The sequence below is a fragment of the Exiguobacterium sp. s142 genome (genome assembly GCF_018618455.1).
Lineage (GTDB): Bacteria > Bacillota > Bacilli > Exiguobacteriales > Exiguobacteriaceae > Exiguobacterium > Exiguobacterium aurantiacum_A.
In genome coordinates this window covers 43,426-69,774 of sequence record NZ_JACSMB010000012.1, presented here as the reverse complement: position 1 = coordinate 69,774, position 26,349 = coordinate 43,426, and the positions used below count along the sequence as shown (strand labels likewise).

General features: G+C 52.9%; 24 protein-coding genes and 1 pseudogene. 14 read left to right on the top strand and 11 right to left on the bottom strand.

Annotated features, from left to right (window positions below; genetic code table 11):
* Positions 1 to 178: 178 nt before the first annotated feature.
* A complete protein-coding gene (locus KNP77_RS11360; protein ID WP_016507973.1) occupies positions 179 to 592 on the bottom strand; it encodes a pyridoxamine 5'-phosphate oxidase family protein in 414 nt (137 codons plus the stop codon).
* A 125-nt stretch (positions 593 to 717) separates the two neighbouring features.
* The gene (locus KNP77_RS11355) at positions 718 to 918 is read right to left on the bottom strand and encodes a cold-shock protein (RefSeq protein WP_016507985.1); all 201 of its coding nucleotides are present in this window, start codon (positions 916 to 918) and stop codon (positions 718 to 720) included.
* Positions 919 to 1,183: 265 nt separating this feature from the next.
* Between KNP77_RS11355 and KNP77_RS11350 the strand changes: the two genes are divergently transcribed.
* Positions 1,184 to 2,782: a glycoside hydrolase family 55 protein gene (locus tag KNP77_RS11350; RefSeq protein ID WP_131508128.1), complete on the top strand. Its 1,599-nt coding sequence runs from the start codon at positions 1,184 to 1,186 to the stop codon at positions 2,780 to 2,782.
* Here the strand turns inward: KNP77_RS11350 and KNP77_RS11345 are convergent.
* Both KNP77_RS11345 and KNP77_RS11340 read right to left on the bottom strand, forming a co-directional pair.
* A complete protein-coding gene (locus tag KNP77_RS11345; RefSeq protein WP_131457933.1) occupies positions 2,746 to 3,252 on the bottom strand; it encodes a flavodoxin domain-containing protein in 507 nt (168 codons plus the stop codon). The genes KNP77_RS11350 and KNP77_RS11345 overlap by 37 nt on opposite strands.
* 102 nt (positions 3,253 to 3,354) lie before the next feature.
* On the bottom strand, positions 3,355 to 5,004 hold the full coding sequence (locus KNP77_RS11340) for a glycoside hydrolase family 13 protein (RefSeq protein WP_131465914.1): 1,650 nt from the start codon (positions 5,002 to 5,004) through the stop codon (positions 3,355 to 3,357).
* Between the two features lie 123 nt (positions 5,005 to 5,127).
* Here KNP77_RS11340 and KNP77_RS11335 point away from each other — a divergent pair, with 123 nt between their 5' ends.
* The 3 genes from KNP77_RS11335 to KNP77_RS11325 all read left to right on the top strand — a co-directional run bounded on the left by KNP77_RS11335 (position 5,128) and on the right by KNP77_RS11325 (position 8,234).
* Positions 5,128 to 5,907 carry an AraC family transcriptional regulator gene (locus tag KNP77_RS11335; RefSeq protein WP_131465912.1) on the top strand — a complete coding sequence of 260 codons (780 nt, stop codon included), beginning with the start codon at positions 5,128 to 5,130 and terminating at the stop codon, positions 5,905 to 5,907.
* A 98-nt stretch (positions 5,908 to 6,005) separates the two neighbouring features.
* Positions 6,006 to 7,328, top strand: coding sequence for a globin family protein (locus KNP77_RS11330; RefSeq protein ID WP_251139051.1), 1,323 nt, complete (start codon positions 6,006 to 6,008; stop codon positions 7,326 to 7,328).
* Positions 7,329 to 7,346: 18 nt separating this feature from the next.
* Positions 7,347 to 8,234 (top strand): class F sortase, encoded by an 888-nt coding sequence (locus KNP77_RS11325; RefSeq protein ID WP_214890839.1) that lies wholly within the window; start codon positions 7,347 to 7,349, stop codon positions 8,232 to 8,234.
* Between the two features lie 50 nt (positions 8,235 to 8,284).
* Here the strand turns inward: KNP77_RS11325 and KNP77_RS11320 are convergent, their stop codons facing one another.
* The 3 genes from KNP77_RS11320 to KNP77_RS11310 form a co-directional block, all read right to left on the bottom strand.
* The gene (locus KNP77_RS11320; RefSeq protein ID WP_071398816.1) at positions 8,285 to 8,992 is read right to left on the bottom strand and encodes an ABC transporter ATP-binding protein; all 708 of its coding nucleotides are present in this window, start codon (positions 8,990 to 8,992) and stop codon (positions 8,285 to 8,287) included.
* Complete coding sequence (locus KNP77_RS11315) at positions 8,992 to 10,629, bottom strand: ABC transporter permease (RefSeq protein WP_131441681.1); 1,638 nt, start codon at positions 10,627 to 10,629, stop codon at positions 8,992 to 8,994. Before KNP77_RS11315 ends, KNP77_RS11320 begins: the two co-directional genes overlap by 1 nt.
* A 131-nt stretch (positions 10,630 to 10,760) precedes the next feature.
* Positions 10,761 to 11,831, bottom strand: a complete 1,071-nt coding sequence (locus tag KNP77_RS11310; protein WP_071398814.1) for a Fe(3+) ABC transporter substrate-binding protein — start codon at positions 11,829 to 11,831, stop codon at positions 10,761 to 10,763.
* A 227-nt stretch (positions 11,832 to 12,058) separates the two neighbouring features.
* Here KNP77_RS11310 and KNP77_RS11305 point away from each other — a divergent pair, with 227 nt between their 5' ends.
* Together KNP77_RS11305 and KNP77_RS11300 are read left to right on the top strand one after the other, a co-directional pair.
* Complete coding sequence (locus KNP77_RS11305; protein WP_131441679.1) at positions 12,059 to 12,625, top strand: TetR/AcrR family transcriptional regulator; 567 nt, start codon at positions 12,059 to 12,061, stop codon at positions 12,623 to 12,625.
* Positions 12,626 to 12,654: 29 nt separating this feature from the next.
* On the top strand, positions 12,655 to 15,798 hold the full coding sequence (locus KNP77_RS11300; RefSeq protein ID WP_214890837.1) for an efflux RND transporter permease subunit: 3,144 nt from the start codon (positions 12,655 to 12,657) through the stop codon (positions 15,796 to 15,798).
* 49 nt (positions 15,799 to 15,847) lie between these two features.
* On the opposite strand, the gene KNP77_RS11295 is transcribed toward KNP77_RS11300, so the two are convergent.
* A complete protein-coding gene (locus tag KNP77_RS11295; protein ID WP_131505138.1) occupies positions 15,848 to 16,585 on the bottom strand; it encodes a YwqG family protein in 738 nt (245 codons plus the stop codon).
* A 151-nt stretch (positions 16,586 to 16,736) separates the two neighbouring features.
* Here KNP77_RS11295 and KNP77_RS11290 point away from each other — a divergent pair, with 151 nt between their 5' ends.
* Both KNP77_RS11290 and KNP77_RS11285 read left to right on the top strand, forming a co-directional pair.
* The gene (locus KNP77_RS11290; RefSeq protein ID WP_070328372.1) at positions 16,737 to 17,093 is read left to right on the top strand and encodes a CidA/LrgA family protein; all 357 of its coding nucleotides are present in this window, start codon (positions 16,737 to 16,739) and stop codon (positions 17,091 to 17,093) included.
* The gene (locus KNP77_RS11285) at positions 17,090 to 17,764 is read left to right on the top strand and encodes an LrgB family protein (protein WP_070328373.1); all 675 of its coding nucleotides are present in this window, start codon (positions 17,090 to 17,092) and stop codon (positions 17,762 to 17,764) included. Before KNP77_RS11290 ends, KNP77_RS11285 begins: the two co-directional genes overlap by 4 nt.
* Positions 17,765 to 17,932: 168 nt before the next feature.
* On the opposite strand, the gene KNP77_RS11280 is transcribed toward KNP77_RS11285, so the two are convergent.
* Entirely contained in the window at positions 17,933 to 18,679 is a 747-nt protein-coding gene (locus tag KNP77_RS11280) for an RNA-guided endonuclease TnpB family protein (RefSeq protein ID WP_214890835.1), read from the bottom strand.
* Between the two features lie 299 nt (positions 18,680 to 18,978).
* Between KNP77_RS11280 and KNP77_RS11275 the strand changes: the two are divergent.
* The 4 genes and pseudogenes from KNP77_RS11275 to KNP77_RS11260 form a co-directional block, all read left to right on the top strand.
* Positions 18,979 to 19,104 (top strand): annotated as a pseudogene (locus KNP77_RS11275) (SDR family oxidoreductase); the annotation flags it as partial.
* 114 nt (positions 19,105 to 19,218) lie between these two features.
* Positions 19,219 to 20,457, top strand: coding sequence for a peptidase T (pepT, locus tag KNP77_RS11270; RefSeq protein ID WP_214890828.1), 1,239 nt, complete (start codon positions 19,219 to 19,221; stop codon positions 20,455 to 20,457).
* A gap of 54 nt (positions 20,458 to 20,511) precedes the next feature.
* Complete coding sequence (locus KNP77_RS11265) at positions 20,512 to 20,958, top strand: SACOL1771 family peroxiredoxin (protein WP_070328116.1); 447 nt, start codon at positions 20,512 to 20,514, stop codon at positions 20,956 to 20,958.
* 2 nt (positions 20,959 to 20,960) lie between these two features.
* Complete coding sequence (locus KNP77_RS11260; RefSeq protein WP_214890826.1) at positions 20,961 to 21,683, top strand: DNA/RNA nuclease SfsA; 723 nt, start codon at positions 20,961 to 20,963, stop codon at positions 21,681 to 21,683.
* A 23-nt stretch (positions 21,684 to 21,706) separates the two neighbouring features.
* On the opposite strand, the gene KNP77_RS11255 is transcribed toward KNP77_RS11260, so the two are convergent.
* Positions 21,707 to 22,318 (bottom strand): stage II sporulation protein M, encoded by a 612-nt coding sequence (locus tag KNP77_RS11255; RefSeq protein WP_214890823.1) that lies wholly within the window; start codon positions 22,316 to 22,318, stop codon positions 21,707 to 21,709.
* Between the two features lie 132 nt (positions 22,319 to 22,450).
* Between KNP77_RS11255 and KNP77_RS11250 the strand changes: the two genes are divergently transcribed.
* Positions 22,451 to 24,076: an ABC-F family ATP-binding cassette domain-containing protein gene (locus KNP77_RS11250; RefSeq protein ID WP_070328113.1), complete on the top strand. Its 1,626-nt coding sequence runs from the start codon at positions 22,451 to 22,453 to the stop codon at positions 24,074 to 24,076.
* Between the two features lie 35 nt (positions 24,077 to 24,111).
* Here the strand turns inward: KNP77_RS11250 and KNP77_RS11245 are convergent, their stop codons facing one another.
* Positions 24,112 to 24,861, bottom strand: coding sequence for a FixH family protein (locus KNP77_RS11245; protein WP_131508107.1), 750 nt, complete (start codon positions 24,859 to 24,861; stop codon positions 24,112 to 24,114).
* 321 nt (positions 24,862 to 25,182) lie between these two features.
* Here KNP77_RS11245 and KNP77_RS11240 point away from each other — a divergent pair, with 321 nt between their 5' ends.
* The gene (locus tag KNP77_RS11240; protein WP_251139050.1) at positions 25,183 to 26,337 is read left to right on the top strand and encodes a LysM peptidoglycan-binding domain-containing protein; all 1,155 of its coding nucleotides are present in this window, start codon (positions 25,183 to 25,185) and stop codon (positions 26,335 to 26,337) included.
* Positions 26,338 to 26,349: the final 12 nt, after the last annotated feature.

The window sequence follows — 26,349 nt, the reverse complement described above, 5'->3', positions numbered from 1 at the left end:
GAATGGTTGAATGATGGCTTATATGTGATTACATTCACAATATATCACCCATGTTCATGTTTTCACATAGCTTGAGACAATAGTTCACGTTTCGTTCATATGTGTGTCACAGGTCAGTCACTTTTTGGAAATTGCACCAAAAAAAGCAATGTCTACTCGAGACATCGCCTCCACTGCTTTAAAGATCAACTTGTTGTGGCGGTTGGCCTTTTTTATTCATCACACGCATCGATTGAGGTGAGATTTTTAAAATGACGAGTTTTGGATCATCTGGCCCATCGAACCAGCCCTCGAGTTTCTCGTTCCACACTTTTTCTTTCATCGACTCGTCATCAGACACCGTCGTCTCTCCTAAAATCTCGAGATACGTGTCGCCGACCCCGTCCCCGTCGTAGCCGATCAAGACGTGCGTGTACGGATTGTTCTTCAACTCATCGACTTTATCCGTATCTTTCGAGGTTGCCGTATAGAGTGTCAGACCGTCATGGAAAAACGTCATGTATCGGCTGTGCGGCTTCCCTTTATATACCGTGGCCATCGTTCCGACGTTGCTTGCATCTAGAATTTGTTGTGCCGTTGTTTTAGCATCCATTTAAAAAGCCCCCTTATCATAGTCACTCGTATAATCATTCCCTTGCGGCACTTGATTAAACACGAAGACACGAAAAAACCTGCTCGCCGAAGCGAGCAGGTTATAAAATTCCTTGGAAAGGAAGATTAGATTTTTTCAACGTTAGAAGCTTGTGGGCCACGAGCTCCGTCAGTGATTTCGAAAGTTACTGCTTGGCCTTCTTCAAGTGTCTTGAAGCCGTCGCCTTGGATTGCTGAGAAGTGTACGAATACGTCGTCTCCGCCTTCCATTTCGATGAAGCCGTAACCTTTTTCTGAGTTAAACCATTTTACTTTACCTGTGTTCATAATGAACCCTCCTGAAATAAACGCTGTGCGTTCTAGTAGTGCCTTACTAGAAAAAACTGACCAAAAAAAAGCACAAAACTTGTTGGATTATCTTTCATGAAAAATAATCCCAAGCGATTGTGAATTATGTTTCCAGCTATTCTTAATTAAGCACATATGTAATATACCATGGATAAATGCTTCTGTCTACTAAATACTTCGGTTTGCTAAAAATAATTTCAAAACGGGTACATCACATGTAGTGAACGTTAGGAGGAAGACTCATATGATGAATCAAATTGACCGCACGCATATCGCTGCCACCATCGCCCGTCACGCGGCCTGGTCGACAGATGAGCTATTGACGGAGACGCTCGCTTGGCATCAAGCGACGCGACACGACCATTATCCTGACCAATCGAAGTCGTACCGCTCCCACTTGCCGATGACGGAACGAATCACACCGGTGACGAGTGCACTCCCGCTCGAGGTCGTCGACGATCTCGTCCGGCCCGTCTGGATGCGTCGTCTCGACGCGGAACATTTGAATTTACTGCAGACGACACGCCATCACGTCGACGTGACCGATTACGGGGCCGTCGGGGACGGCAAGACGGATTGCACGCTCGCATTCCGGCTCGCGCTTCGGTCGAACCGCCACGTCCACGTGCCGGCCGGTGTCTATATCGTCCGTGGCGTCCGGATCCCCTCGAACTGCGTGCTCGAAGGTGCGGGACAGCAGGACACGGTATTACGCTTGGCCGACGGCACACCGAAGCATCGCCGGCTGCTGCGAAATGCGACACCGTTTTATGGGAACCATCACATCGAGGTCGCCCATCTGACGCTCGACTGGAACGTCGAGCGCCTTGGCGACGTCGATCGGACGTCGAGTGGAGACACGGCTTCGAGCGCGTTGACATTCGCCCACGTCAAATTCGCCTGGGTCCATCACGTCACCGCCAAAGGTGCCGGGCTGCACGCGTTCGATATCACCGCCCCTCACTACCATTACCTCGGGGACGGGTTGCGTGCCAAAAAAGGCAGCCGCTACATCTGGCTCGACCGCTGCGAAGCGACAAATTATGGGGACGACGGCATCACGACGCATCATAGCGACGCCATCTACATCACGAACTGCTACTGTCATCACCCGCACGGACGTACGCACGCCCACGGCTTCTCCAATTCAAACGGCATCGAGGTCGATGACGGTTCGCGTCACGTCGTGCTCGTCAACAATATGACGGAAGGTTGTTTTGGAGGCGTCGAGGTGAAAGCCCACGGTACGTCCTCGGCCGCCCATGACGTCCATATTTTTGGGCACGTCTCGTATCGTGATAACCGGTCCTTCAATTTTCGCCACATCGGACACCACTTGGCCGACGATCCCGAGTCGAAGACGGCGCGGTTCATCTCAGGGACGAATTTACTATCGATTGAACCGGTACGCTCGAAGCTATACGCCAAGTCGTCGCCCCGTAGCCTCGTCATATCGGCGTATCAAGACGTATTGATCCATGGCTTTACGGCCATCGGTGACCCGTCCTATGATTATACAGGACATCCAGCGCTCGCCGTCCAGTATAAGTCTCGGAACGTTCAATTAAAACGGATCGCCACAAGCGGGTTCGTTTCCAGCCGCGCCGACATCGAACTGTTCGGTGGCGACAACCGGACCGATCACGTCACAATCGAAGATGTCACGTGCCGGAATTCGGCCCCGATCTCTGTAAAGATCGGCGGACAGCTCGCTAACGTCGTGCTAAAACACATCGAAGGCGAACAAAAAAGTGGAGATGTCCTCATCTCCACGAGTAGCCCGGTCGAAGCGCACGACTTATTCGCTTATGGTTTCTCAGATCGGGTGCGAAGTGACGCTTGAGCCGACTCGACGAGCTCATTCAACCGTGCTTCGTCCAAATTGAGCGAACTGACCGTCTGTTTGGCCATCATCCGGACGATGGCTTTGTCGAGGAAGCCCATCCGCTCAAAGTCATAGCCGCTGCCGACGACTTCGACGAAGTAGGCGTGTGCTCGTAAATGTTCCCCGTACGCGCCTTCGAGCTCACGTTGCCGCTCCGCCGCGGTCGGCGTGCCGGCGCACAAGTACAATCCGAGCGGACGTTCGAGCAATTGGACTTCGTTTTGCTTCAACCAGTCGGTCAGCTCGTCTTGGACTTTCCCCATCCGGATCGATCCCCCGACGATGACGTGGTCGACCGTTGCCCAATCGACGTCTGGCTCATCGACCAAGTTTTGAACGTGGACGTTTCCGGACAACCGTGCGGCCAAAAGATGGGCGACTTTCTCGCTCGTACCATATCGTGACGTATACGCAATCAACGTCTTCATCTTGTTTCCCCCTTTTAAGTCAGAGTCTACTCTTCCTATTCCCGAATGGTTTGGAGAATACTATACGCTTGAAAAAAACTCGCCGCTTGGGCGAGTTTTTTGTCATAGTTTGTACACTTGTGCCTCGTACGGACGAAGCGTGAACGGTTCGATCGGCTCCATATTGCCAATGACACGGTCTTTGACGTCATACGGCAACGTCCGTTCTTGGGTTTCAGCAGAGAAGTTGCACAGCACGAGCCACGTCTCTCCTTCGAGCGTCCGCGTGAACGCGTAGACGGCTTCGTCTTCAGGGAGCAACAGCTCATACTTCCCGTAGACGACGACCGGATTCTGTTTCCGTAGCGCGATCAACTGACGGTAGTAATGGAAGAGTGAATTCGGATCAAGACGTGCCGCTTCCGCGTTCACGTCGACGTAGTTCGGATTGACATCGATCCACGGCGTACCGGTCGTGAATCCACCTTGCGCGTCAGCCGACCATTGGACCGGCGTCCGCGAATTGTCGCGTCCGCGGGCGTGGATGCCGCGGAAAATTTCCTCGTGCGTCAACAAATCGTTCGATGTGTAATCGCGATACGCGTTGAGCGTCTCGATGTCACGGTACTTGTCGATCGAGTCGAACGCGACGTTCGTCATGCCGAACTCTTCGCCTTGATAAATGTACGGCGTCCCTTTCAACATGTGCAGGAGTGTCGCAAGCATCTTGCCAGAGACGACCCGGTACTCATCCGAATCGTTGCCGAATCGCGAGATCGCCCGCGGTTGGTCGTGGTTGCTCCAATATAGGCTGTTCCAGCCCTCTTCCTCGAGTCCTTCTTGCCAACGCGAGAAGATCGTCTTCAACTCCGTCAGCTTCCAGTCAGTCGGATTCCACTTCCCAAAGCTGCCGTTGCCGACGTCGACGTGCTCGAAATGGAACACCATGTTGAGCTCGTCACGGTCTTCACCGGTGTATAGCTTCGCCTCGTCGACGCTGACACCCGGCATCTCCCCGACCGTGATCGTATCGTACTTCGACAACACTTCACGATTCATCTCTTGCATGAACTCATGGATGCGCGGCCCGTTGAAGAAGAACGGCGTTCCGTCTCCGTAGCCCGTCCCGCGCGTCTTCCCGTCCGGATAGCTTTGGTCTTTCGAGATCATATTGATGACGTCCATCCGGAAACCGTCGACGCCTTTGTCGAGCCAGTAAGCCATCAAATCATACACTTCGCGGCGCAGCGTCTCCGACTCCCAGTTCAAGTCGGGCTGTTTCTTACTGAACAGATGCAGATAATATTCGTCGCTCGCTTCATCGTACGCCCACGCGCTGCCGCCAAAGAAAGCGCCCCAGTTCGTCGGTGGCTGACCGTTCTCGCCTTTTTTCCAAATGTAGTAGTCGCGGTACGGGCTGTCTTTCGAAGACCGAGACTCCATGAACCATTGGTGCTCATCGGAAGAATGGTTGACGACGAGGTCCATCATGATCTTGATGCCGTGACGGTGCGCCTCTTCGAGCATCGCATCGAAATCGTCCATCGTCCCGAACTCATCCATAATCGCACGGTAGTCGCGGATGTCATAGCCGTTGTCATCGTTCGGCGAATCGTACACCGGTGACAACCAGATGACGTCGATCCCGAGTTCAGCCAAATAGGACATCTTTTCCGTGATGCCCGGGATGTCCCCGATTCCGTCCCCGTTCGAGTCGTTAAAGCTGCGCGGATAAATCTGATAGACGACCGCTTCTTTCCACCATTGTTTCATAAAAGTCTCCTCCTCATCATCGGTTCAGATCTGACGTCATCATCGTACCTTGTCCCGGCGCCCCTGCCTATCCATGATATGATTAAAATATGCACAATCTTGCTATTATAAAGGAGTAATTCGATGGAAATCGGCTTTTGTGGCTATTCGTATCACACAGCAGCATATACTTTTCCGTTCGCCAACCGGTTGGACACGTACTTGATCCGCTTGCAGACTGAAGGGTCGGCCCGAATCCTCGTCAACGGGGAGACATACGTCGCGTACCCCGGCGATCTGCTGCTCGTCAAACCGGGTGACTACTATGAGTTGAATATCGATACCCCGGCGAGTGGCGACTATCATTTGTTCTGCGCTGGTCCGACGCTCGACACCTGGTGGTCGACGACTACCCGCTCACGGCTCACCACGATCTCGATTGACCCTCGCCTCCTCTCGCTTTGGCAACACGTCACGGAAGAGGCACGACGACCGACCGATGAACAGAGCACTGCGTTGATCGAGAAGTTGATCGAGGCGCTTCTGCTCATGCTCGACCGATCGATGCGAGACGTCCGGACGAATGTACGTCCCCCGGTCGTGTCTCGCATGATGCGTTATATAGAAGGAAACGTCACCGCCGACTTCAAAATTGCCGACGTCGCCGCTGCCGTCGGTTTGAGCGTATCGCGGACCGTGCACCTCTTTAAGGAAGTGACCGGGATGACGATCATCGAGTACGCGCACACGATCCGGCTTCAGCTCGCCGAAGAGCAAATGCGGTATACGCAACATTCGCTCGAACGGATCGCCGAGCTGTCCGGGTTTCGAACGTATCCTTATTTCCATCGGATTTTCAAACGGAAATATGGCGTCGCACCAGGGGTTTACCGCACACTTCAACAAAAAAACGAAAAAAAATAATCAAAAAGTGATCCATTTTTTGAATCGCTCCGTTAGATGGGTGTAAACAACGACAACCACTCACAAAAAAGGAGCGATTGAACATGAAGAAAAAAACAATGAACAAATTTGTAGCACCGGCACTGGCACTGGGGTTACTCGTACCATTGAACGCACAGGCAGCAGAGGCGCCAACAGTGAGCACGCCAGCTGGAGACCTTCGTGCCACGCTCGACCAATTACTATCTGAGCATTATGTCTTAGCCGTCACATCGATGATGAAAGCTTACGACGGGGCACCGGATGCCGAAGTCGCAATGAAAGCACTCGATCAAAACGCGCTTGACATGACGCCAGCCATCGCCTCAATCTACGGTGATGAAGGCGCGGCTCAGTTCGAAGACATCTTCGCCGGCCATAACGACTACTCGGCTGACTTCGTCGAAGCTGCCAAGTCAGACGACAAAGAACTTCGTGCCGATGCTGAAGCCGAAGTCGATGAGTTCGTCGAAGAGTTCTCGACATTCCTCGATGCTGCGACAGAAGGCAACTTACCGAAAGAAGCAGCCGCTGACGTCCTTGAACTTCACGAAGACCAAGTTCTCTCAGTGTTTGATAACTACGTCGCCGGTGACTACGAGTCGGCTTACATGACATACCGTGAAGGCTACAAGCTCATGTTCGACATCAGTAAAGCCCTCTCAGGAGCGGTCGTCACACAAATGCCTGACAAATTCCCGACACCTGCTGACACGCCAGCTGTAGAGCTTCGTTCGACATTGAACAGCCTCGCCGGTGAACACTTCGCCCTCGCTGCGATCGGCATGCAAAAAGGCTACGACAAAGCGGAAGATTTCGACTACGTCAGCTGGGCTGAAGATCAAAACACGCTCGACTTTAAAGCAGCCATCGGTTCGGTCTACGGTGACGAAGGTGCGGCTCAGTTTGAAAAAGTATGGAACGGTAACCACATCACAGCACAAGGTGACATCGTCGCAGCAACACTTGAAGGCGACGAAGCTAAAATCGAAGAAGCACGCATGAAACTCGATCAGTTCGCTGTCGACTTCAGTACGTTCCTCGATGCGGCGACAGAAGGCAACTTGCCACAAGCGGCCGGTCAAGAAGCGATCATGCAACATGAGGCACTCGTGCTCCAAACGTTTGATCAATATGTAGCCGGTGACGCAGATGCAGCTTGGATGTCATTCCGTGAAGGATACGCGTTCATGTTCGGTGTTGGTGAAACACTCGGTAACGCGATCGTGACACAAATGCCTGACAAGTTCGCTGAAACGACAATGCCTGCAGAGATGCCTGAAACAGGTCTCGGTGGTGCACAAGCACAATCAATGAATACCCTTTACGCTGGCCTAGCTATACTCGGCGGAATCATGCTCGCCTTTGTTACGCTTCGCAACCGTAAAGTATCAGAACAATAAACTAAAGGAGAGAGCCCAATGAACAAGCGCCATTTGTTTTTGGCGCTCTCTCTATTTTGTTTTGGCTTCTGGTCGTGGACGAGCGCTCAAGAATCGTCATCACCACCTGTAGAAGAAAAACAAATAGAGGAGAGCCCAGATTTATCGGCTGAATTCTCACTTCTACAGGAAGAGGTGAAGAAACTTCGTTTAGCCGAGGAAGAGGAAAGCACTAAAGCCGTGACACCTGTCCAGATTCAAATCCCGAGCATCAATGTCGACACCGCGATCGAACAGGTCGGCGTGCTCGATAACGGACAGATGGGCGTACCCGTTGACGAGAATCAAGTCGGCTGGTTCGAACCTGGTGTCAAACCAGGCAGTAAAGGCAACGCCGTCGTCGCCGGACACGTTGATAGTAAGACGGGGCCCGCCGTCTTTTATGAACTCGATCAACTGAAGACAGGCGATGACGTGACGATTATCGACGAGAACGGCAACACGCTGCGATTTCGTGTCACAAAAACAGAGAGTTATGACACGAAAAATGCCCCGATCGACGAGATTTTTGGCACCACGTCAAATCGCAACTTGAACTTGATCACGTGTTCCGGTACGTTCGGGGACGGCGGTTATGACCAACGTTTCGTCGTTTACACGGAGCTTGTCGATAGCGAGATCAAGTCGACAGTCGAACTCGACGCCCCGACGAACGTCACGTTAAGCGGTAACTTGCTCACATGGCACGCGGTCCGTGACGATGCCGTCATCGGCTACCGTGTCTATGAAGTCATCGACGGAAGCGCGACACGTATCGAGAGCGTCCCGTCACACGCCCGGAAGAGTGTTGAGGTCACGAACGAACAAGCGTCGTATTACGTAACGGCGATCGACCGGCTTGGAAACGAGTCGACTCCTTCGGAATAACAAAGGAAGCAAAAAAAAGCCCGCAGACGACTGTCTGTGGGCTCTTTCGATTAGACGAAACATGGAATCTGCGGGTTGAACGTCTTGTTGTTCTCCGTCATGATCTGCTTCTTAATTTTGCCTTCTCCGAGATAAACGATACGGTCGGCGAGCGCTTCCGCGTCTTCCTCGTCGTGCGTGACAAAGATCGTCGTCGTGCCCGTCTGTTTGAGGAGACGGCGCAAGTCGTCGCGGATCCGGTGTTGGAGCGACGTGTCCAAGTTACTGAACGGCTCGTCTAAGATCAAGAGGGACGGCTTCGGTGCGAGCGCACGCGCGAGCGCGACACGCTGCTGCTGACCGCCGCTCAGCTCATACGGGTAGCGATGCCGGAACTCAGATAAGTTCACGAGCGTGAGCATCTCCTCGACCCGTTCGTTCCGCTCCTTCCGGCTGAGCTTATGGAGGCCGAAGCGGATGTTCTTCTCAACGGTCATGTGCGGGAAGAGCGCATAGTCTTGAAACACCATGCCGACGCCGCGTTGTTCGGGCGGCATGAACTGGCAGTCGTCACAACAGACGCAATCGTTGACGACGACGACGCCTTGATTTGGCATCTCGAGACCGGCGATGAGGCGCAAGATCGTACTTTTCCCCGAACCGCTGTCGCCAAGGAGGGATACGATTTCGCCTTTCGTGATCGAGAGCGAGAACCCTTTGATCGTCTCTGCTTCTGCACCTTTATAGCTGAAGTGTAAATCGTTGATTTGAACAAACATTAGTCGGCCTCCTTATCAAGCACCTTATGGAACACAAAGATTAACAATCCGCTCATGAGAACGATGACGATCGACGCGAGCGCTGCTTCGTGAATCTTCTCATCACTGACATATTTGAACGCCTGCGTCGCAAGCGTCGAGAAGTTGAACGGCTGCAAGAACAGCGTCAGCGGCAACTCTTTCATAATATCGATGAAGACGAGGATGAACGCGCTCATGATCGCCCCTTTGATCATCGGGATATCGACCCGGAAGAACGTCTGAACCGTGCCCCAACCGAGCATGCGTGACGCTTCCGTGAACGACTTCCCGACTTTCTCAAATCCGCTCTCGATCGAGTTGTAACCGATGGCGAGGAAACGGATGACGTAGGCGAAGATGAGCATGATGAGCGTCGTCCGGAACACGAACGTTTGTCCGAGATCGAGCGCGAGCGCTGCTTTTAGCACCCATTCGTCTAGTAGTAAAAACAACGTGATGACAGCGATGGCGATGGCCGCTCCTGGGATCGAGTAGCCGAGCGTCGTCACTTTCGAGATGACGCGCGTCATGTTCGATGGGAACAACCGCGTATAGTTGGCGATGATGAGTGCGAATACGAGAATGATGATCGTCGCGATAAAGGCGACGCTCACCGTGTTCCAGACGAGGCGGAAAAATTCAGCCGTGAACACTTGCTCGAACGTCAAGAACGTCCAAGCGACGAGTTGGATGAACGGGATCGCGAAAGCGATACCGAAGATCGTCGCCACGTAACCGAACACGGCGTAACGATGCCAGCCGTTCAACGGTCTTGGCTTGAGCGGCTTCACTTTTGTCGTCGCATAGCTGAACTGCTTGCGGCCTCGGACGAGTCGTTCCCCCATCAAGATGGCGATGACGATGATCATGAGCGTGCCGGCAAGTTTTAGCGCTGAAGACGTGTCCTTCATACCGAACCACGTGCTGAAGATGGCCGTACTGAACGTCTGGATCCCAAAGTATTTGACGACGCCGTAGTCGTTCAACACTTCCATCAAGACGAGACTGACGCCACCGATGATGGCGACGCGCGAGATCGGGATGACGACGGTGAAGAAGATATCCCACGACCCGCGTCCGAGGATGCGGGCGTTCTCGATCATCGACGACGACTGATTGTGTAGGAACGCTCGTGTGATCGTATAAATGTACGGATACAAGAACAACGTGAAGATGAAGATCGTCCCTTGGATCGTCATGATGTTGAAGTACGTCTGATCCACGGTGATGCCAAACTCGTTGCGCAGCGTCGTCTGGATGACGCCGGTGTAGTTCAAGATGCCATGATACGTGTAAGCACCGATATACGGCGGGATTGCGAGCGGCAAGATGAGCGCCCATTTGAAGAACCGCCGTAACGGGAAGTCATACACCGTGACGAACCAAGCGAGGCTCGTTCCGATGATGGTCGTCAAGAAACCGGTCACGAGCATGATGAACAACGTGTTCCTCACGTACGTCGGCAGCAGATATTCGCGGATGTGTTGCCAATTGTCATTGACCGGTGCGAACAGTTCTACTAAGACGACGATTCCTGGCAAGACGATAAACGACAACGCGATAAAGCTCAGGATGGACCATCCATTCAGTTGTCGTTTGATTGCATACCAGTTCATGTCTTACAGCTCCCGTTTCTTTCATTTACTTCCTGTCCCATCATATCAGTTTCATCGTCCCGGTCATACCTTTAGACTGTCAGGAAACGCAAAAACCTTCGGCCTGAACATGCGTTCAAGCCGAAGTCGTCTTATTTCCAACCGGCTTCGTTGAAGATGCGGATGGCTTCTTGCTGATTTTCACCGAGAACAGATAGGTTGATATCTTGCTCTTTGAACTCACCCCATGATTTGAGGAGCTCGTTCGGCTCGACCGATTCGTTGACCGGGTACTCGTAGTTGGCGCTTGCGAACTGCTCTTGTGCTGACGGGTCAGACATGAACTCCATGAGTTTCTTCGCGTTGTCAGAGTTCTTCGCCGCTTTCGTCATCGCGATTCCAGAGATGTTGACGTGCGTACCTGTCGTGTCTTGGTTCGGGAAGAAGACACCGAGCGCTTCAGCGACTTTCTTCTCTTCCGCGTCTTCTGAGTTCAGCATGAGACCCATGTAGTACGTGTTCATGATGGCCACATCACCTTCACCGGCGACGACGGCTTTCGCTTGGTCACGGTCGTTCCCTTGTGGGTCACGCGCCATGTTGTTGACCATGCCTTCCGCCCATTCTTTCGCTTGGTCGACGCCGTTCACTTCGATGAATGACGAGAGGAGTGAGATGTTGTACATGTTTTCAGATGGACGAACGAGCACTTTCCCATTCCACTGTTCTTCCGTGAGCGCTTCGTACGTCGACAAGTCTTCCGGCTTCACGCGATCTTTCGCGTAGACGATGACACGTGCACGCTTCGTGAGACCGAACCATTCTTTGTCCGTGTCACGGTATTTTTCTGGGATGTTCGACTCAAGCACATCGCTATCGACCGCTTGAAGATGCCCTGCTTCTTTTGCCTGGTGCAAGTTCCCGGCGTCAGCAGTAATGAAGAGATCCGCTTCTGTGTTCTCACCTTCTGTGTTCAAACGTTCAAGAAGTTCATCACCTTTTCCTTCAACGACGTTGACTTTCACGCCCGTCTCTTCTTCGAACTGTTTGTAGAGCTCTTTGTCGACATCGTAATGACGGCTCGAGTAGACGTTGACGACTTTTGATTCTTCTGCCGTCTCATTGTCCCCCGTAGTAGTCGTCTCTTCCGTGCTCGCGCAAGCCGCGAGCAGTGATGTCGTAAGTGCTGCCGAAAGTCCAAGTGCCATGTACTTTTTGTTCATTTATATTTCCCCCATGTTTTAGTCTTTTTGTTGGTAATGATAATTACTCTCAATCACTATAATCGATGATAATCATTCTCATGTCAACCTTTTTTTGAAAACGTTACCAGTAGTTATGTATTTATAACTTAACAGTTTTGACGATATCATTTCTTGACTTCAAAATGATGAGGCGCCTATAGTTGAAATGAAAAGACCGTCTGGTCGGTACAGAAAGGAGTGACGAAATGACAAACCGATCAACTATCACGAAACAAAAACTGTTAGATGCCGCGACCGAGATCATCATGGAGCACGGAGTGCACCAACTGACATTAGATGAAGTCGCAAAGACCGCTGGTGTCTCAAAAGGTGGCCTGCTGTATCATTATCCGTCGAAAGAAGCGCTTTTGACCGCCATCGTCGAACGGCTTCAAACCGAACAAAACGATTTATACGAATCACTTCAGGCTGACGGCCACGGTCCGGTCGAGGCGTTCGTCCGCCTATTTGATGAGACGAAACTCTATCCGGAACGCTCGCCAATTCATATCGATGCCGAGAAGATGATTGCCTTCTTGACGTTATTCGCCGTCGATCAAGCGTACGCCGACCGTTGGAAGCATGACCTCGACACGTTCTTCGCCGAATTTCAACAGACGAGCGATCCCGTCGAGACGATGATCATCCGCTATGCCCTTGAAGGGATGATGATGTCCGAACACTTCAATGTCGGCGTCCCCCCTACCGCTTTAAAACAAGCCATTATCGCTCGACTCATCGAGCGCGCCCGACACATCGATTCGGGAAACTAGACTAATTTATTAGAGGAGAAATGAACCCCATGCAAAAGATCACGACCTTCTCCGTCAACAACAAGTTCGCAGTTTGGTTGATGACGATCATCTTAACGGCCGCCGGAATCTTTGCCGGCCTAACGATGAAACTAGAGACACTGCCTGACATCACGACACCGACCGTCTCGGTGACGACGATTTATCCTGGCGCTTCCCCTGAACAAGTGCTCGACGAAGTGAGCACCGTGCTCGAAGATCGCTTGAAGAGTTTGAACGGTGTCGAACAAGTCCGTTCGTCTTCGTTCCAAAACGCTTCGAACATTCAAATCGATTATGATTTCAGCACGGATATGGAAGCAGCCGAACAACAGGTCAAAGATGCACTCAGCAACGTCGAGCTGCCAGAGTCCGTCCAAGACCCGCAAGTGTCACGCCTCAGCTTCGACGCTTTCCCGGTCGTCGGTGCAGCCGTTTCAGATGAAAGCCTCGATTTGGCTGAGTTGACAAAACTTGTCGAAGACGAGCTCCAACCGGCCCTTGAAGGTGTCGAAGGTGCCCAGCTCGTCCAAATCGCCGGTCAAGAAGTCCGTCGCGTCGAGCTTCGCTTCGACGAGGCCGCACTTGCCGAATACAACTTGACAGAAGATACGGTCAAACAGTTGATTCAAGCAAACGATGCCCGCATCGCGCTCGGTTTGTACGAGCTCGGGGATACGGAACAGGCCGTCGTCATCGACGGGAAGTCGGAGACGCTCGAAGCGTTCCGCGACCTGCAAATCCCGTACTCACCAGCCCCAGCTGAACCGACCGCCCCAGGGACGCCAAGTGGATTCCCGGCTGGCGAGACACCTGAGTTGCCAAGCGAAGTCCCTGGCACAGTCCCACCTGCGAATGTGCCGACAACAGTCCCGACCGTCGCTTTAAGCGAACTCGCGACAATCGAAGACCGCGGCATCGAAGAATCGATCTCGCGGTCGAACGGAGAACGTTCGATCGGAATTCAAGTGACGAAGACACAAGACGCGAACACCGTCGACGTCGTTAACGCCGTCAAAACGATTTTAGACGACTTTGAGGCCGAATATGATACGGCGAACGTCTCAATCACACTCGACCAAGGTCAGCCGATTGAAGAATCGGTCGAGACGATGGTATCGAAGGCGTTACTCGGTGGTCTATTCGCTATTTTGATCATCTTAGTGTTCCTTCGTAACTTCCGTTCGACGATCATTGCTGTCATCTCGATCCCGCTATCGCTCTTGATGGCGCTCATCGTCTTGAAGCAACTCGATATCACGCTCAACATCATGACGCTCGGGGCGATGACCGTCGCGATTGGACGCGTCGTCGATGACTCGATTGTCGTCATCGAAAACATTTATCGTCGACTCACTCGTCCGAACGAACCGTTACGCGGCAAAGCGTTGATCATCGCCGCGACGAAAGAAGTGTTCGTCCCGATCGCGTCATCGACAATCGTGACGATCGCCGTCTTCTTGCCGCTCGGTTTCGTGACCGGCTTCGTCGGCGAACTGTTCTTGCCGTTCGCCTTGACCGTCGTCTTCGCCTTGCTCGCTTCGCTCCTCGTCGCGATCACGGTCGTACCGATGATGGCCGATTCGTTCTTTAAAAACCGTGACAAGCTGAAGCCGGAAGAAGGACCCGGTAAACTTGCCGAATGGTACCGCGGTGTGCTCAACTGGTCGCTCAATCACAAGCTCGTCGTCTTCGGACTCGCGACACTTCTCTTGATCGGCAGTTTTGCCCTCGTACCAGCCATCGGGGTCAACTTCTTGAACCAAGATTCGGAAAAAACGCTGTTCGTCACGTTCGACCCAGAACCGGGACAGACGCTTGACGACTCAATCGCGGCTGCTGAGATCGCCGAGACGTACTTTATGGAAGACCAGCCTAACGCGACCGACGTCCAGTTCACGGTCGGTGGCGAAAACCCGCTCAACCCGGGGAATAACAAGCAAGGGATCTTCATCGTCCAGTACGACCCGGACACAGAAGACTTTGCCGACGTCAAATTGGCAGACATCGAACAATTGAACGAACTTGCCTCAGGCGGAGAATGGAAAGAACAAAACTTCGCCGGCGGTGCCGGAACGAGCGGTGTGACGTATAACGTCTACGCCAACTCGCTCGAAGATCTTGAAGCGATTGTCCCGACATTCATCGAGACGATCGAAGAAGAGACGGACTACGTCCGCCAAGCGACGTCTGATCTTCGTGAGTCATACGTCCAGTACACGTTCAACGTCGATCAACAAGCAGCAGCTGAAGCTGGCGTCTCGGCCGCTCAACTCGCTCAAACGATCGGTCAGTTCCAAGCACAGGCCAGTCCGCTCGCCAGTGTGACGATTGATGACAAACAGCTCGACGTCATCATCCCGACGGAACAAGTCACGTATGACAGCATTGAAGACTTGCAAGCGCAAGAAGTGACGACGCCGTTCGGGCCGCGCCCAATCTCAGACTTCATCGAAGTCGAAGAAGGCACGACGCCGGACACGCTCGTCCAGCGCGACGGCAAGCTCCTTGCTACCGTCAGCGTCGAACTTAGCACGGACAAGGCGACGGAAGCGTCGACCGCCATCGAAGAACGTGTCTCTGACATCGATCTCCCGACGGGCGTCTCGTATGATGTCGGCGGCGTGACAGAACAGATTCAAGAATCGTTCACGCAGCTCGGCCTTGCGATGCTCGCAGCCATTGCCATCGTCTACTTGGTGCTCGTCGTCACGTTCGGCGGTGCCATCACCCCGTTCGTCGTATTGTTCTCGCTCCCTTATGCGATCATCGGCGGACTCGTCGCCCTCTTGATCACGGGAGAAACGATTTCCGTATCTGCTTTGATTGGTGCGCTCATGTTGATCGGGATCGTCGTCACAAATGCGATCGTCTTGATTGACCGCGTCATTCATAAAGAAGAAGCCGGTCTATCGACGCGTGAAGCGTTGCTCGAAGCAGCCGGTACGCGACTTCGTCCGATTCTCATGACGGCGCTCGCGACAATCGGTGCCTTATCACCACTCGCTCTCGGACTCGAAGGCGGCGCACTCATCTCGAAAGGTCTCGGTGTCACCGTCATCGGCGGACTCACAAGTTCGACGTTACTGACGTTGCTCATCGTCCCAATCGTCTATGAGTTCTTCGCTCGGTTCCGCAAGAAACAACAAGCATAATTCAAAAAGAGATTTGACCGAGAGCCGGTCAAATCTCTTTTTGTTGTGTTCAGTAACATTGCATGATCATTTCGGTCTCCTCGAATCGTTTGGCCTGAAGCGCCTCTGTCGGAATCAAAAAGTAGAGGATCCCGACATCGCCGAACATGATATCGAGCTCTTCTGTCGAATCCATTTGGAAGAGCAGGAACGGCCGCTTGAAGCGGTCACCATATGTGTCCTGAACCTCTTCGAACACATCATTTTGAATAGCGTTCGGATGACCGCCGATTGCGTGAAATTCCTCATCGTCAATCAGCTCTTCGAACGCCTCGAACTGATCGTCATTCAATAGATGGGCGAGCACATCAACGTTCGGTGCGTATGATTCATCAAACGAGACTGCCCGTTCGTTCAGCGCCTCTCCGACTTTGACACGTTCAAGGTCTGTGTCTTCCGTGTACACAACACGCCAAAGATGACGTTCGTCCGTGTCACCCCACGGTTGTTCTTCCATATCGTAAAAGAAAGACAGCAGCCCTTTTTTTGGAAGCGCCTCGACCGACTCACAGCCGGCAAAGTCGCTTAAGCGAAATTGCGCCAAAAACGTCAAGTTCTCTCCAGGATGGTCCGACCCGATCGGTAAATCTGGATAACCGCCAAATTTCGAGTGGCCGATTGCAACCTCTTCTCGTGTCGTTCGAGGCACCATACTCAAATTGATTCGTTGTTGGAACGCGTTCAAGACGTCTGCCCCATGTTTGATTTGATGTTCTTGAATGAACCGTTCGACTGCCGTTTGTTCCATAAATACACCTCATTTGTTAGTAGTGAGCTCATTATACCACCCCGAACATACGTACCCATAATCTTTTTTGTCATAGCCTCCATCTTGACCTAGATGATAAAGTTTGAGAGAATTCATACGTTTTGAATGTATATGCGAAAGGATGAATCACATGCAACGTCTTATCAAATGGATTATCGGCCTTTCGCTCTTATTTGGCTTGAGCGCGCTCGGGAATTGGATCGTCGCCGTGCTCGCTTTAAAAGTGCCAGGGAGCGTCATCGGCATGGTCCTGTTACTGCTCTTATTGATGACCAAGATCATCCGCGTCGAATGGATCGAAGATAGCGCCGGCTTCTTGACGAAGCACCTCGCCTTTTTCTTCATCCCGATCGCGGTCGGGCTCATGTCGTATAGCTCGCTTTTAAAGGCAGAAGGCGTTCCGCTCTTCCTTGCCTTGATCATCAGCATGACGATCGGCCTCGTCGTGACGGCGCTCGTTTCCGGAAAACACGGTGAGGCGTCATGACCGTCTTCTGGATATTGATTACCATTGCCGTCTATATGTTGAGCCGGAAGCTGTCATTCAAATGGGCGTCCCCGTTCACGAACGTCGTCTTTTTGAGCACGCTCACGCTCATCTTGTTATTGCTCGTCTCTGGACAGACGTACGACACGTATGCGCCGGCGAAAGATGCGATCACGACACTGCTCGGGCCGGCGACAGTGGCGCTCGGTTTGCCGCTCTATCGCAACTTGCCGATCCTGCTCGCTCGGGCTAAACGAGCGCTCGGTGCCATCGTGCTCGGGACGTTATCAACGATTTTCGTCGCTGTCGGTCTCGGGACCGCACTCAAGTTGACGGATCACGTCTTGCTCGCCTTGTCCGTCAAATCGGTGACCTCGCCGATTGCGCTCGAGCTGGCACGACAGTTACAAGGTGACGCCGCGCTCGCCGCTTCGGTCGCCGTCGCCTGCGGCATCCTTGGCGCCATGCTCGGCCCAGTGATTTTATCTATGTTCAACGTGACCGACCCGTTCACGCGCGGACTCGCCCTCGGGACGATCAGCCACGGCATCGGGACAGCCCAAGCCGCGACCGAACATCCGCTCTCAGGCGCGACCGGTGGTGCCGCAATGGGACTGACCGCCATCTTCACGTCGTTTTTGTTGCCGTTGTTGCTCCCTATCCTTTTCTAATGCCAATCGTTCAAAATATTTCATAATATGTGACATCTCATATTATAAGTGAACTACTCACCACTTATTTGCTTCGCAACTTGAAGTGGGAGCTTCTTGGGAAGACCATGCTTTTACCAGCCACGGTTGTGGACCAAGCGCGTCGGGCAGTCCCTGCCCTGAAGGTTTTCAGTCGGCAAGGCGCAACAGGTTGAGGCTCGCGTTGACGTCGCGGTCATGGAGCGCCCCGCATGCGGCGCATGTCCATTCGCGGACGTCTAGCTCCTTCCTGCCGCCGTTCTCGCCGCAGGCCGAACAGACCTGGGTCGAGGCGAACCACGGGTCGGCCTGGATGAGTGTCCGTCCATAGAACCTAGCCTTATATTCCAATTGGCGGACGAACTCCCCCCATCCGGCATCCCCGATCGACTTCGAAAGGCGGCGGTCCTGCATCATCTCCCTCGGCTTCAGCGTCTCGACCACGACGACTTGGTTCTCGTCGACGATGCGTCGCGACAGCTTGTGGAGGAAGTCGTGCCGTCGGTTCTTGACCTGCTCGTGCTTCTTGGCCAATAGGAGCCGTGCCTTCTCGCGGTTCCGGCTGCCGGGCTTCTTGCGGGACAGCGCGCGCTGCGCACGTTTGAGCCGCGCCTCGGCCTCGCGCAGGTTGCGCGGGTTCGGGATCTTCTCCGTGACGAGCGCGTCGTTCGTCGTGTAGGACGCGCGCGCCTTCCGTTTCGACTTGAACACCGGGAAGCCGGCCGTCCCGGCGAAGAACTTCGCGAACGCCGCGTCAAGGTGAAGCTTCGCGTTCGCGAGCGCGAGGCTGTCCTCGAGCAGCTTGTTGTAGACGAACCGGGCGCAGCCGATCGTCCTGACCAGGAAATCGGCCTGTGCCGCCGTCGGATAGAGCCGGTATTTATAGCCCTTCAGCATGTCTGTCCCTCCTTCACACCCGGCGTCAGGATGATTCTCTTCCCATTCCGATACCCGCGGCGGGGGAAGGGAATCATCCTGACGGAATCAAGAACTTATGTTCGTAATTATGTCACATGGGTGCCCAAGAGGTTTATGTACGGGCGATTCATCTCCCACCTACGTTGGGCCTCGCCCCAGACGCTTAGAGGTGGGAGAATTCTCGCTTAATGATGTTAAAGAAGACGGTTGCTTTCTTTTTTGAAAAGGAGGAAGGACAATGAAACGTGTACAAGGTGGAGTCGCGCTTGTGACGGGCGGTGCCGCTTAAACGAATCGGAAAGCCGGCCGACGTCTCGAACCTCGTCTTGTTCCTCGCCTCAGACGAGTCGAGTTACTTCACGGGCGCCGAGTTCGTCATTGACGGCGGTGTCATCATCCAGTAAACGATGGACAGGCGCTTCGGTCGCCTGTCCATTTTTCAAACAATTTTGATACTTCTCCAAACGGTTCCCGTGCTACACTAAAACGGATGAGAAACGATAAGGGGAGGTATTTTTATGCAAGCAAAATTGATTGAACGCTTGATGACGTATGCCAAAATTGACACGCAATCTGACTTTACGAGTGAGACGACGCCGTCGACGGCGAAACAATGGGATTTGATCCGCCATCTCGAGGCCGAACTGAAGGCGATTGGGCTCGAGGACGTCGAGACCGACGAGTACGGCTACTTGTTCGCGACGTTGCCGAGTAACGTCGACCATGACGTGCCGACGATCGGGCTGCTCGCTCACGTCGATACGGCGACCGATTTTACCGGCACAAACGTCAATCCGCAACTCGTTGAACATTATGCGGGTGGCGATATCGTCTTGAACGAGGCACTCAATGTTATCTTGTCACCGCGTGACTTCCCCGAACTTGATGATTACGTCGGCCATACGCTCATGACGACGGACGGGACGACGCTGCTCGGTGCCGATGATAAGGCCGGCATGGCTGAAATCGTCACGGCGGTCGAACACTTACTGGCGCATCCGGAAATCCCACACGGACCGGTCCGGATTGCGTTCACACCGGACGAAGAGATCGGGCGCGGCCCCCACAAGTTCGACGTCGCCCGCTTCAACGCCGACTTCGCCTACACGATGGACGGCGGTCCGCTTGGCGAACTTCAGTATGAGAGTTTCAACGCCGCCGGAGCGACCGTCACGTTCCACGGCACGAACGTCCACCCGGGCAGCGCCAAGAACAAGATGGTCAACTCGATGAAACTGGCGATGGCGTTCCATAACCGCCTTCCGGCCGACGAGGCACCGGAGCATACGAGCCATTACGAAGGATTCTTCCACTTGAACGGATTCTCGGGTGATGTCGAGACGACAGTTCTCCAATACATCATCCGCGACCACGACCGGACGAAGTTCGAAGCCCGGAAAGTCTTGCTCGAGAAACTTGTCGCCGAATGGAAACAAAAATACGGCGAGGCACGCGTCGACTTGAAGATGGACGACCAGTACTACAACATGGCCGAGAAGATCGAGCCGGTCAAACACATCGTCGACACCGTCGCCGACGTCATGCGCGAGCTCGGGATCGAACCGGTAATCGAACCGATCCGCGGCGGGACCGATGGCTCGCAACTGTCGTATATGGGTCTCCCGACGCCAAACATCTTCACTGGCGGCGAGAACTATCACGGCAAGTTCGAGTACGTCTCCGTCAACAATATGGAAAAAGCGACACACGTCATTATCCAGACGCTCCGCACGTTCGCCGAACGCGCGCGAGCATAACACATGCGCCTCCAATCATTCTCTTCTACACTAGAGACATTGGAGGCGATTTTTATGAAGCATACGTTTCACATGAACCTTGACTGGACCGGCGGACGTAACGACGTCGGCACGATCGAGGCCGAACGGTTGAAGACGCAAATTTCGATTCCCCCGGAAATGGACGGACCTGGTATCGGGACGAATCCCGATGAGATGCTCCTCGGAGCTGCGGCGACGTGCTATATCATCACGCTCGCGGCCATGCTTGGACGGAGCGATCTTTCCCATCAAGGCATCACGATCGACGCCGAAGGTATCGTCGACGTGACGAACGGCGTGTTCACATACGAGACGATCCGTTATAAAACCGTGATCAACGTCCGCGCTGCGGCGACCGACCGGGATATCACGCTCGTCGAACGGATTGCTAAGAAAGCTAAAGACGGCTGTATGATTTCACGCGCCTTGGCCGGCAACGTGACGTTCGAGCTCGACACGACGGTCGTCCGCACGGGCTGACGATGTACCGGTTTGAACGACCGTTAAAAGAAGGGGTGATCGTCAAGCGGCGCAACCGCTTCGTCATGGACGTGTTGCTCGATGACAAGATTGTCGCGTGCCACTGTCCGGTCACAGGGCGAATCGGTGATCTCGTCTTCGACGGTGTGCCTTGCCTCGTTTCGGCGGCAAACAATCCGCGACGCCACACTGCTTTCACGGTGGAAGCCATCTCGATTGACCGGGACAAGCGCTGGATCGGCATCCATCAAGGACGGGCCAACGACTACGTCGAACATCTCTTGAAAGCGGACGCTTTGCCGGTCTTTCCGTCTCTAGAACGTGTCGAACGTGAAATCGTGTCAGGCGGTTCACGCCTCGATTTCAAAGTCGATGCAGTCTACATGGAAGTGAAAACACCGCTGACGGAACTGTTCGTGACGCCGCTCCCTCGCTTTGAAGGAAACGCAAGGAAAACCCCTGTCGAGACGAAACGGTTCATCCGTCATCTTGAAACACTGACCGCGACGTTGCCACAAGCAGGACGGGCCGTTTTATTGTATGTCTTTTTATATGATGCGCCTGTCTTCACCGGCAATCCGAAGCGGAGACACGACGAGAAGATCCGCCGGCTGATCCGTGACGCGATCGCGGACGGGTTCGAAGTCTGGCAGTTGAACTGCGAAGTCACCATAGAAGGCATCACCCCGCTGCGCTGTCTCGAGACGACACATCACTTCAAATAAAAAAAGCCATCCTGCGATGACTTTCATTGCAGCAAGAGCGGCGTGACGTACGCCTCGATGACAGCGGAGACAGCGAGGAGCGGGACCGCGATAAATAAGAACGTCTTGATCCCTGCGAGCAATAGCGCTTTGAACGTGACGTCCGTCTCTTTTCCTCGTAACTTCTTCCATACATGACGGTTGAGCGACAGTCCCATCGCCGCCCCGAGCAGAATCGCCGAGATTTCGGTGACGCCGTGCGGTAAAATCCCGAGAACGAGCACTTTAATGACCGACTCGCCCGTGAAACCGACGAGCATGGCGACGAGACCGATGACGGCGGCGTTGATGACGACGAACACATATGGGATGAAGAGTGGGATCATCCCGAGCAAGAAGGCGAGCAACGTGACACGTGTATTGTTCACGAACAAGGCGATCATCGCGTCGCGTGCGCTCGAGTCGAACGTCAGCCCGCTCGCTTCAAACGATTCGCCGAGTTGGGCTAAAATCTCGTCGACTTGTTCGGCCGCGACGAACGTGCGGAATAACCAATACGAGACGACGCCTGTCACGAAGAACACGAGCAACAGTCGGACGAAATCTTTGCGGTAGTAGTCGTTCCACGCCTCGCGGATCGATAGTGATGTTTTCATGAACGATTCCCCCTTATCCATTCATACGAATCCGTTCCACATTTGTTTCATATTTACCCGCGACTGCGCGTTTTTAAAAAACGTGATACAATACACGTCGTAAACAAATCAGAAAAACGAGGTATTCTATACATGATTACAGTAAATAACGTAAGTCTTCAATTCGGTGGCCGTAAGTTGTTCGAAGACGTGAACATCAAGTTCACACCAGGCAACTGTTACGGCTTGATCGGCGCGAACGGTGCCGGTAAATCAACATTCTTGAAAATTCTTGCCGGTGAGCAAGAGACGTCAACGGGTGACGTCAGCTTCTCACCTGGCGAACGTCTCGCCGTCCTTAAACAGGACCATTATGCGTACGAAGACCAGGCTGTGCTTGAAACAGTCATCAAAGGCCATGAGCGCTTGTATCAAGTCATGAAAGAAAAAGATGCAATCTATATGAAAGAAGATTTCTCTGACGAAGACGGCATGCGTGCCGCTGAACTCGAAGGTGAATTCGCTGAGATGAACGGTTGGGAAGCCGAGTCGGAAGCCGCAACCGTGCTTCAAGGTCTTGGCATCACTGACGCGTCGCACCATAAACTCATGAGCGAGCTCACGGGTGGCGAGAAGGTCAAGGTACTCCTTGCCCAAGCGTTGTTCGGTAAGCCAGACATCTTGCTCCTCGATGAGCCGACGAACGGACTTGACATCAAAGCGATTCAATGGCTCGAAGAGTTCTTGATCAACTTCGAGAACACTGTCATCGTCGTTTCCCACGACCGTCACTTCTTGAACAAAGTTTGTACGCACATGGCTGACCTCGACTTCGGTAAGATTCAACTGTACGTCGGGAACTACGACTTCTGGTACGAGTCGAGCCAACTCGCATCGCGCATGGCCAACGACCAGAACAAGAAAAAAGAAGAGAAGATCAAAGAGCTCCAAAACTTTATCGCCCGTTTCAGCTCGAACGCCTCGAAGGCGCGTCAAGCGACGTCGCGTAAAAAGTTGCTCGATAAGATCACACTGGACGACATCCGTCCGTCATCACGCCGTTATCCGTTCGTCGGTTTCTCGATGGAACGTGAAATCGGAAATGACGTCTTGTACGTCGACAACGTCTCGAAGACGATCGACGGTGTCAAAGTACTCGACAACGTCACGTTCTCATTGAACAAGATGGACAAAGTCGCTTTCGTCGGTCGCAACGACGTCGCCATCACGACGCTCTTCAAGATCCTCATGGGTGAGATGGAGCCAGACACGGGTACGGTCAAATGGGGCGTGACGACGATCCAGTCGTACTTCCCGAAAGACAACTCGGAATACTTCGAAGGCTCAGATAAGAGCATCTTGGACTGGTTACGCCAGTTCTCGCCAGCTGACGAGTCAGATACGTTCCTCCGTGGTTTCCTCGGCCGTATGCTCTTCTCTGGCGAAGAAGTCATGAAGAAAGCGTCTGTCCTCTCAGGGGGAGAGAAAGTTCGTTGCATGCTCTCGAAGATGATGCTCTCGAACTCGAACGTGCTCGTCCTTGACGATCCGACGAACCACTTGGACCTCGAATCGATCACAGCGCTCAACAACGGACTCGAGACGTTCAAAGGCGTACTCCTCTTCAGTTCACATGACCATCAGCTCATCTCGACGATTGCGACACGCATCATCGAAGTGACGCCGAATGGGATTGTCGACAAAGAAGCGACGTACGACCAGTTCCTCGAGAACGAATCGCTTCAACAACAAGTCGAATCACTTTACCAAAACGCATAATAAAAATCGATCGGCGCGTGCGCCGATCGATTTTTTTATTTGACTTCGACTGTCTCCATGACGTGTTCATGGATGTCGTGTCCTTTCGTCACATGGACTTGGACGTTGTACGTACCGGTCTCCGGGAACGTATGCTCACCCGCATAGCTTCCGTTTTCCGTTTCCTCAAGCTTCACCCAGTCGTGCTTATCCGCACCGTCTTTGAATACTTCAAGTTGAACGTCCGCACCTGTCAGCACCTCATGGTCAATTTCAACGTTGACGGTGAACGGGCTCGCTTCATTCGCCGTCACTTGCTTTGGATCGAGTGTGATATCGGCCCCGGCGTGTTGGTGATGGTCTGTTTCAGCCTCGGCTTCGGCTTCTGTTTCTGGATGACCGACCGTCACCTTCGCTGTCGGCATCGTGTGCATTGCCCGCGCCGTCACGTGGACTTGGACCGTATAGACCGCTTCATCCGCAAACGTTGCTTCCGTCTCATAGACCCCGTCTTCTGTGAGCGAAGCTTTCATCATCTCGCTCTCTTCTTTGGCGCCGTTCTTCCACACTTCGAACTTGATCTCGTCCGCATCATCGACCCCTTTGCCGTCTTGCGTGACGCGAACCGATAACGTGACCGCTTCATCTATTTCCGCTGTCGCCGGTACGTTCAATTCTGCTTCGACGGGTTCCATCGACTGCACCGTCTCCGTCGCATTGTCCGCCTCTTCTGTCCCGCATGCCCCAAGGACGAACAGACCGATTATTCCTGTCGCCATCCCGATTCGTTTCACTGTTTGTCTCATTATGAATCCCCCCTAGTTAATCGCTTACACGTTTCACACATTGTTCATGATATCATCCTTTTTCAAGAATTGTGTGAGGATTTTGTGATATTTACCACGTCACCTGCTCATAAATTGAACACAAAATTTGAGAGTCATTATCCAAAAATTCCTTTGCCTATTTTTAGGATTATCACGTGTTCACCACCAAAACGGGGTATATAAAATATATACACAGCTCAATATATGGAAAGCCTTGACACCAAGATACATACACCAAGAATGGAGGCGAAAGGAAAAATGAAGAGCAAATTTGTACGGTTATTGATGGCTTTGTTGATCATGCTGGCACCGTTAGTCACCTATCCAAAATCAGCTGATGCCGCTGCTTCGAAGTTCATAACGAGCGTGAACACGACGAGTAAAGTCGTGGCGTTGACGTTCGATGACGGAGCGGATGGTGCGAATACGAACAAGATTTTGGACATACTTGCCAAGAACAACGTCAAAGCCACTTTCTTTTTGACTGGAACCGGCGCCAACCACCATCCTCAATACATTAAAAACATCGCAGCTAAAGGTCACCAAGTAGGTAACCACTCGTACAGCCACCCATACTTCACCCAGTTGACCGCCACTCAAATGAAGACCGAACTCGACCGTACCGAAGCAATTGTTAAATCACTGACCGGTAAAACGACAAAACCGATCTTCCGGGCTCCGTTTGGCGCCGTGAACAGCGCCGTCTTGAGCGGTGTCGGCGCTGCCGGCTACGCTTATACGATCCAATGGAACATCGATACGATTGACTGGAAAGGACTCACTGCTAGCCAAATCAATACGAAAGTCCAAACGAACATCAAACCAGGATCGATTGTCCTCATGCACACCGGTGCTGGTGCGCCAGGCACACCGCTCGCCTTGCCGACGATGATCTCGCAACTGAAAGCAAAAGGCTACAAATTCGTGACAGTTTCCCAATTGCTCGCTTACCAATCTACTTCAACCTCTAAAACGTATACTGTCAAATCAGGCGACACGCTCTATAGCATCGCTCGGGCTTACAACGTCACAGTCGCTGCACTCGCTGCCGCCAACAAGATCACGAACTACAACTTGATCAGTGTCGGTCAAGTGCTCGTCATTCCAGGAACAAGCGTCACGCCACCCCCAACGACGACTGTCAAATATACGGTAAAAGCAGGCGATACACTCTACAAGATTGCGACACTGTACAAAACGACCGTCGCCAAAATCGCTGCTGCCAATAACATCACCAACATCAACCTGATCAGCGTCGGTCAAGTCCTGGTCATCCCAGGAACAACCGTCACTCCTCCGCCAGCGACGACCGTGAAGTATACCGTCAAGTCAGGCGACACGCTCTATAAGATTGCGACGACATATAATACGACCGTCGCCAAAATCGCTGCCGCCAACAACATCACGAACATCAATTTGATCAGCGTCGGTCAAGTGCTCACGATTCCACGCTGAGCAAGTGTAATG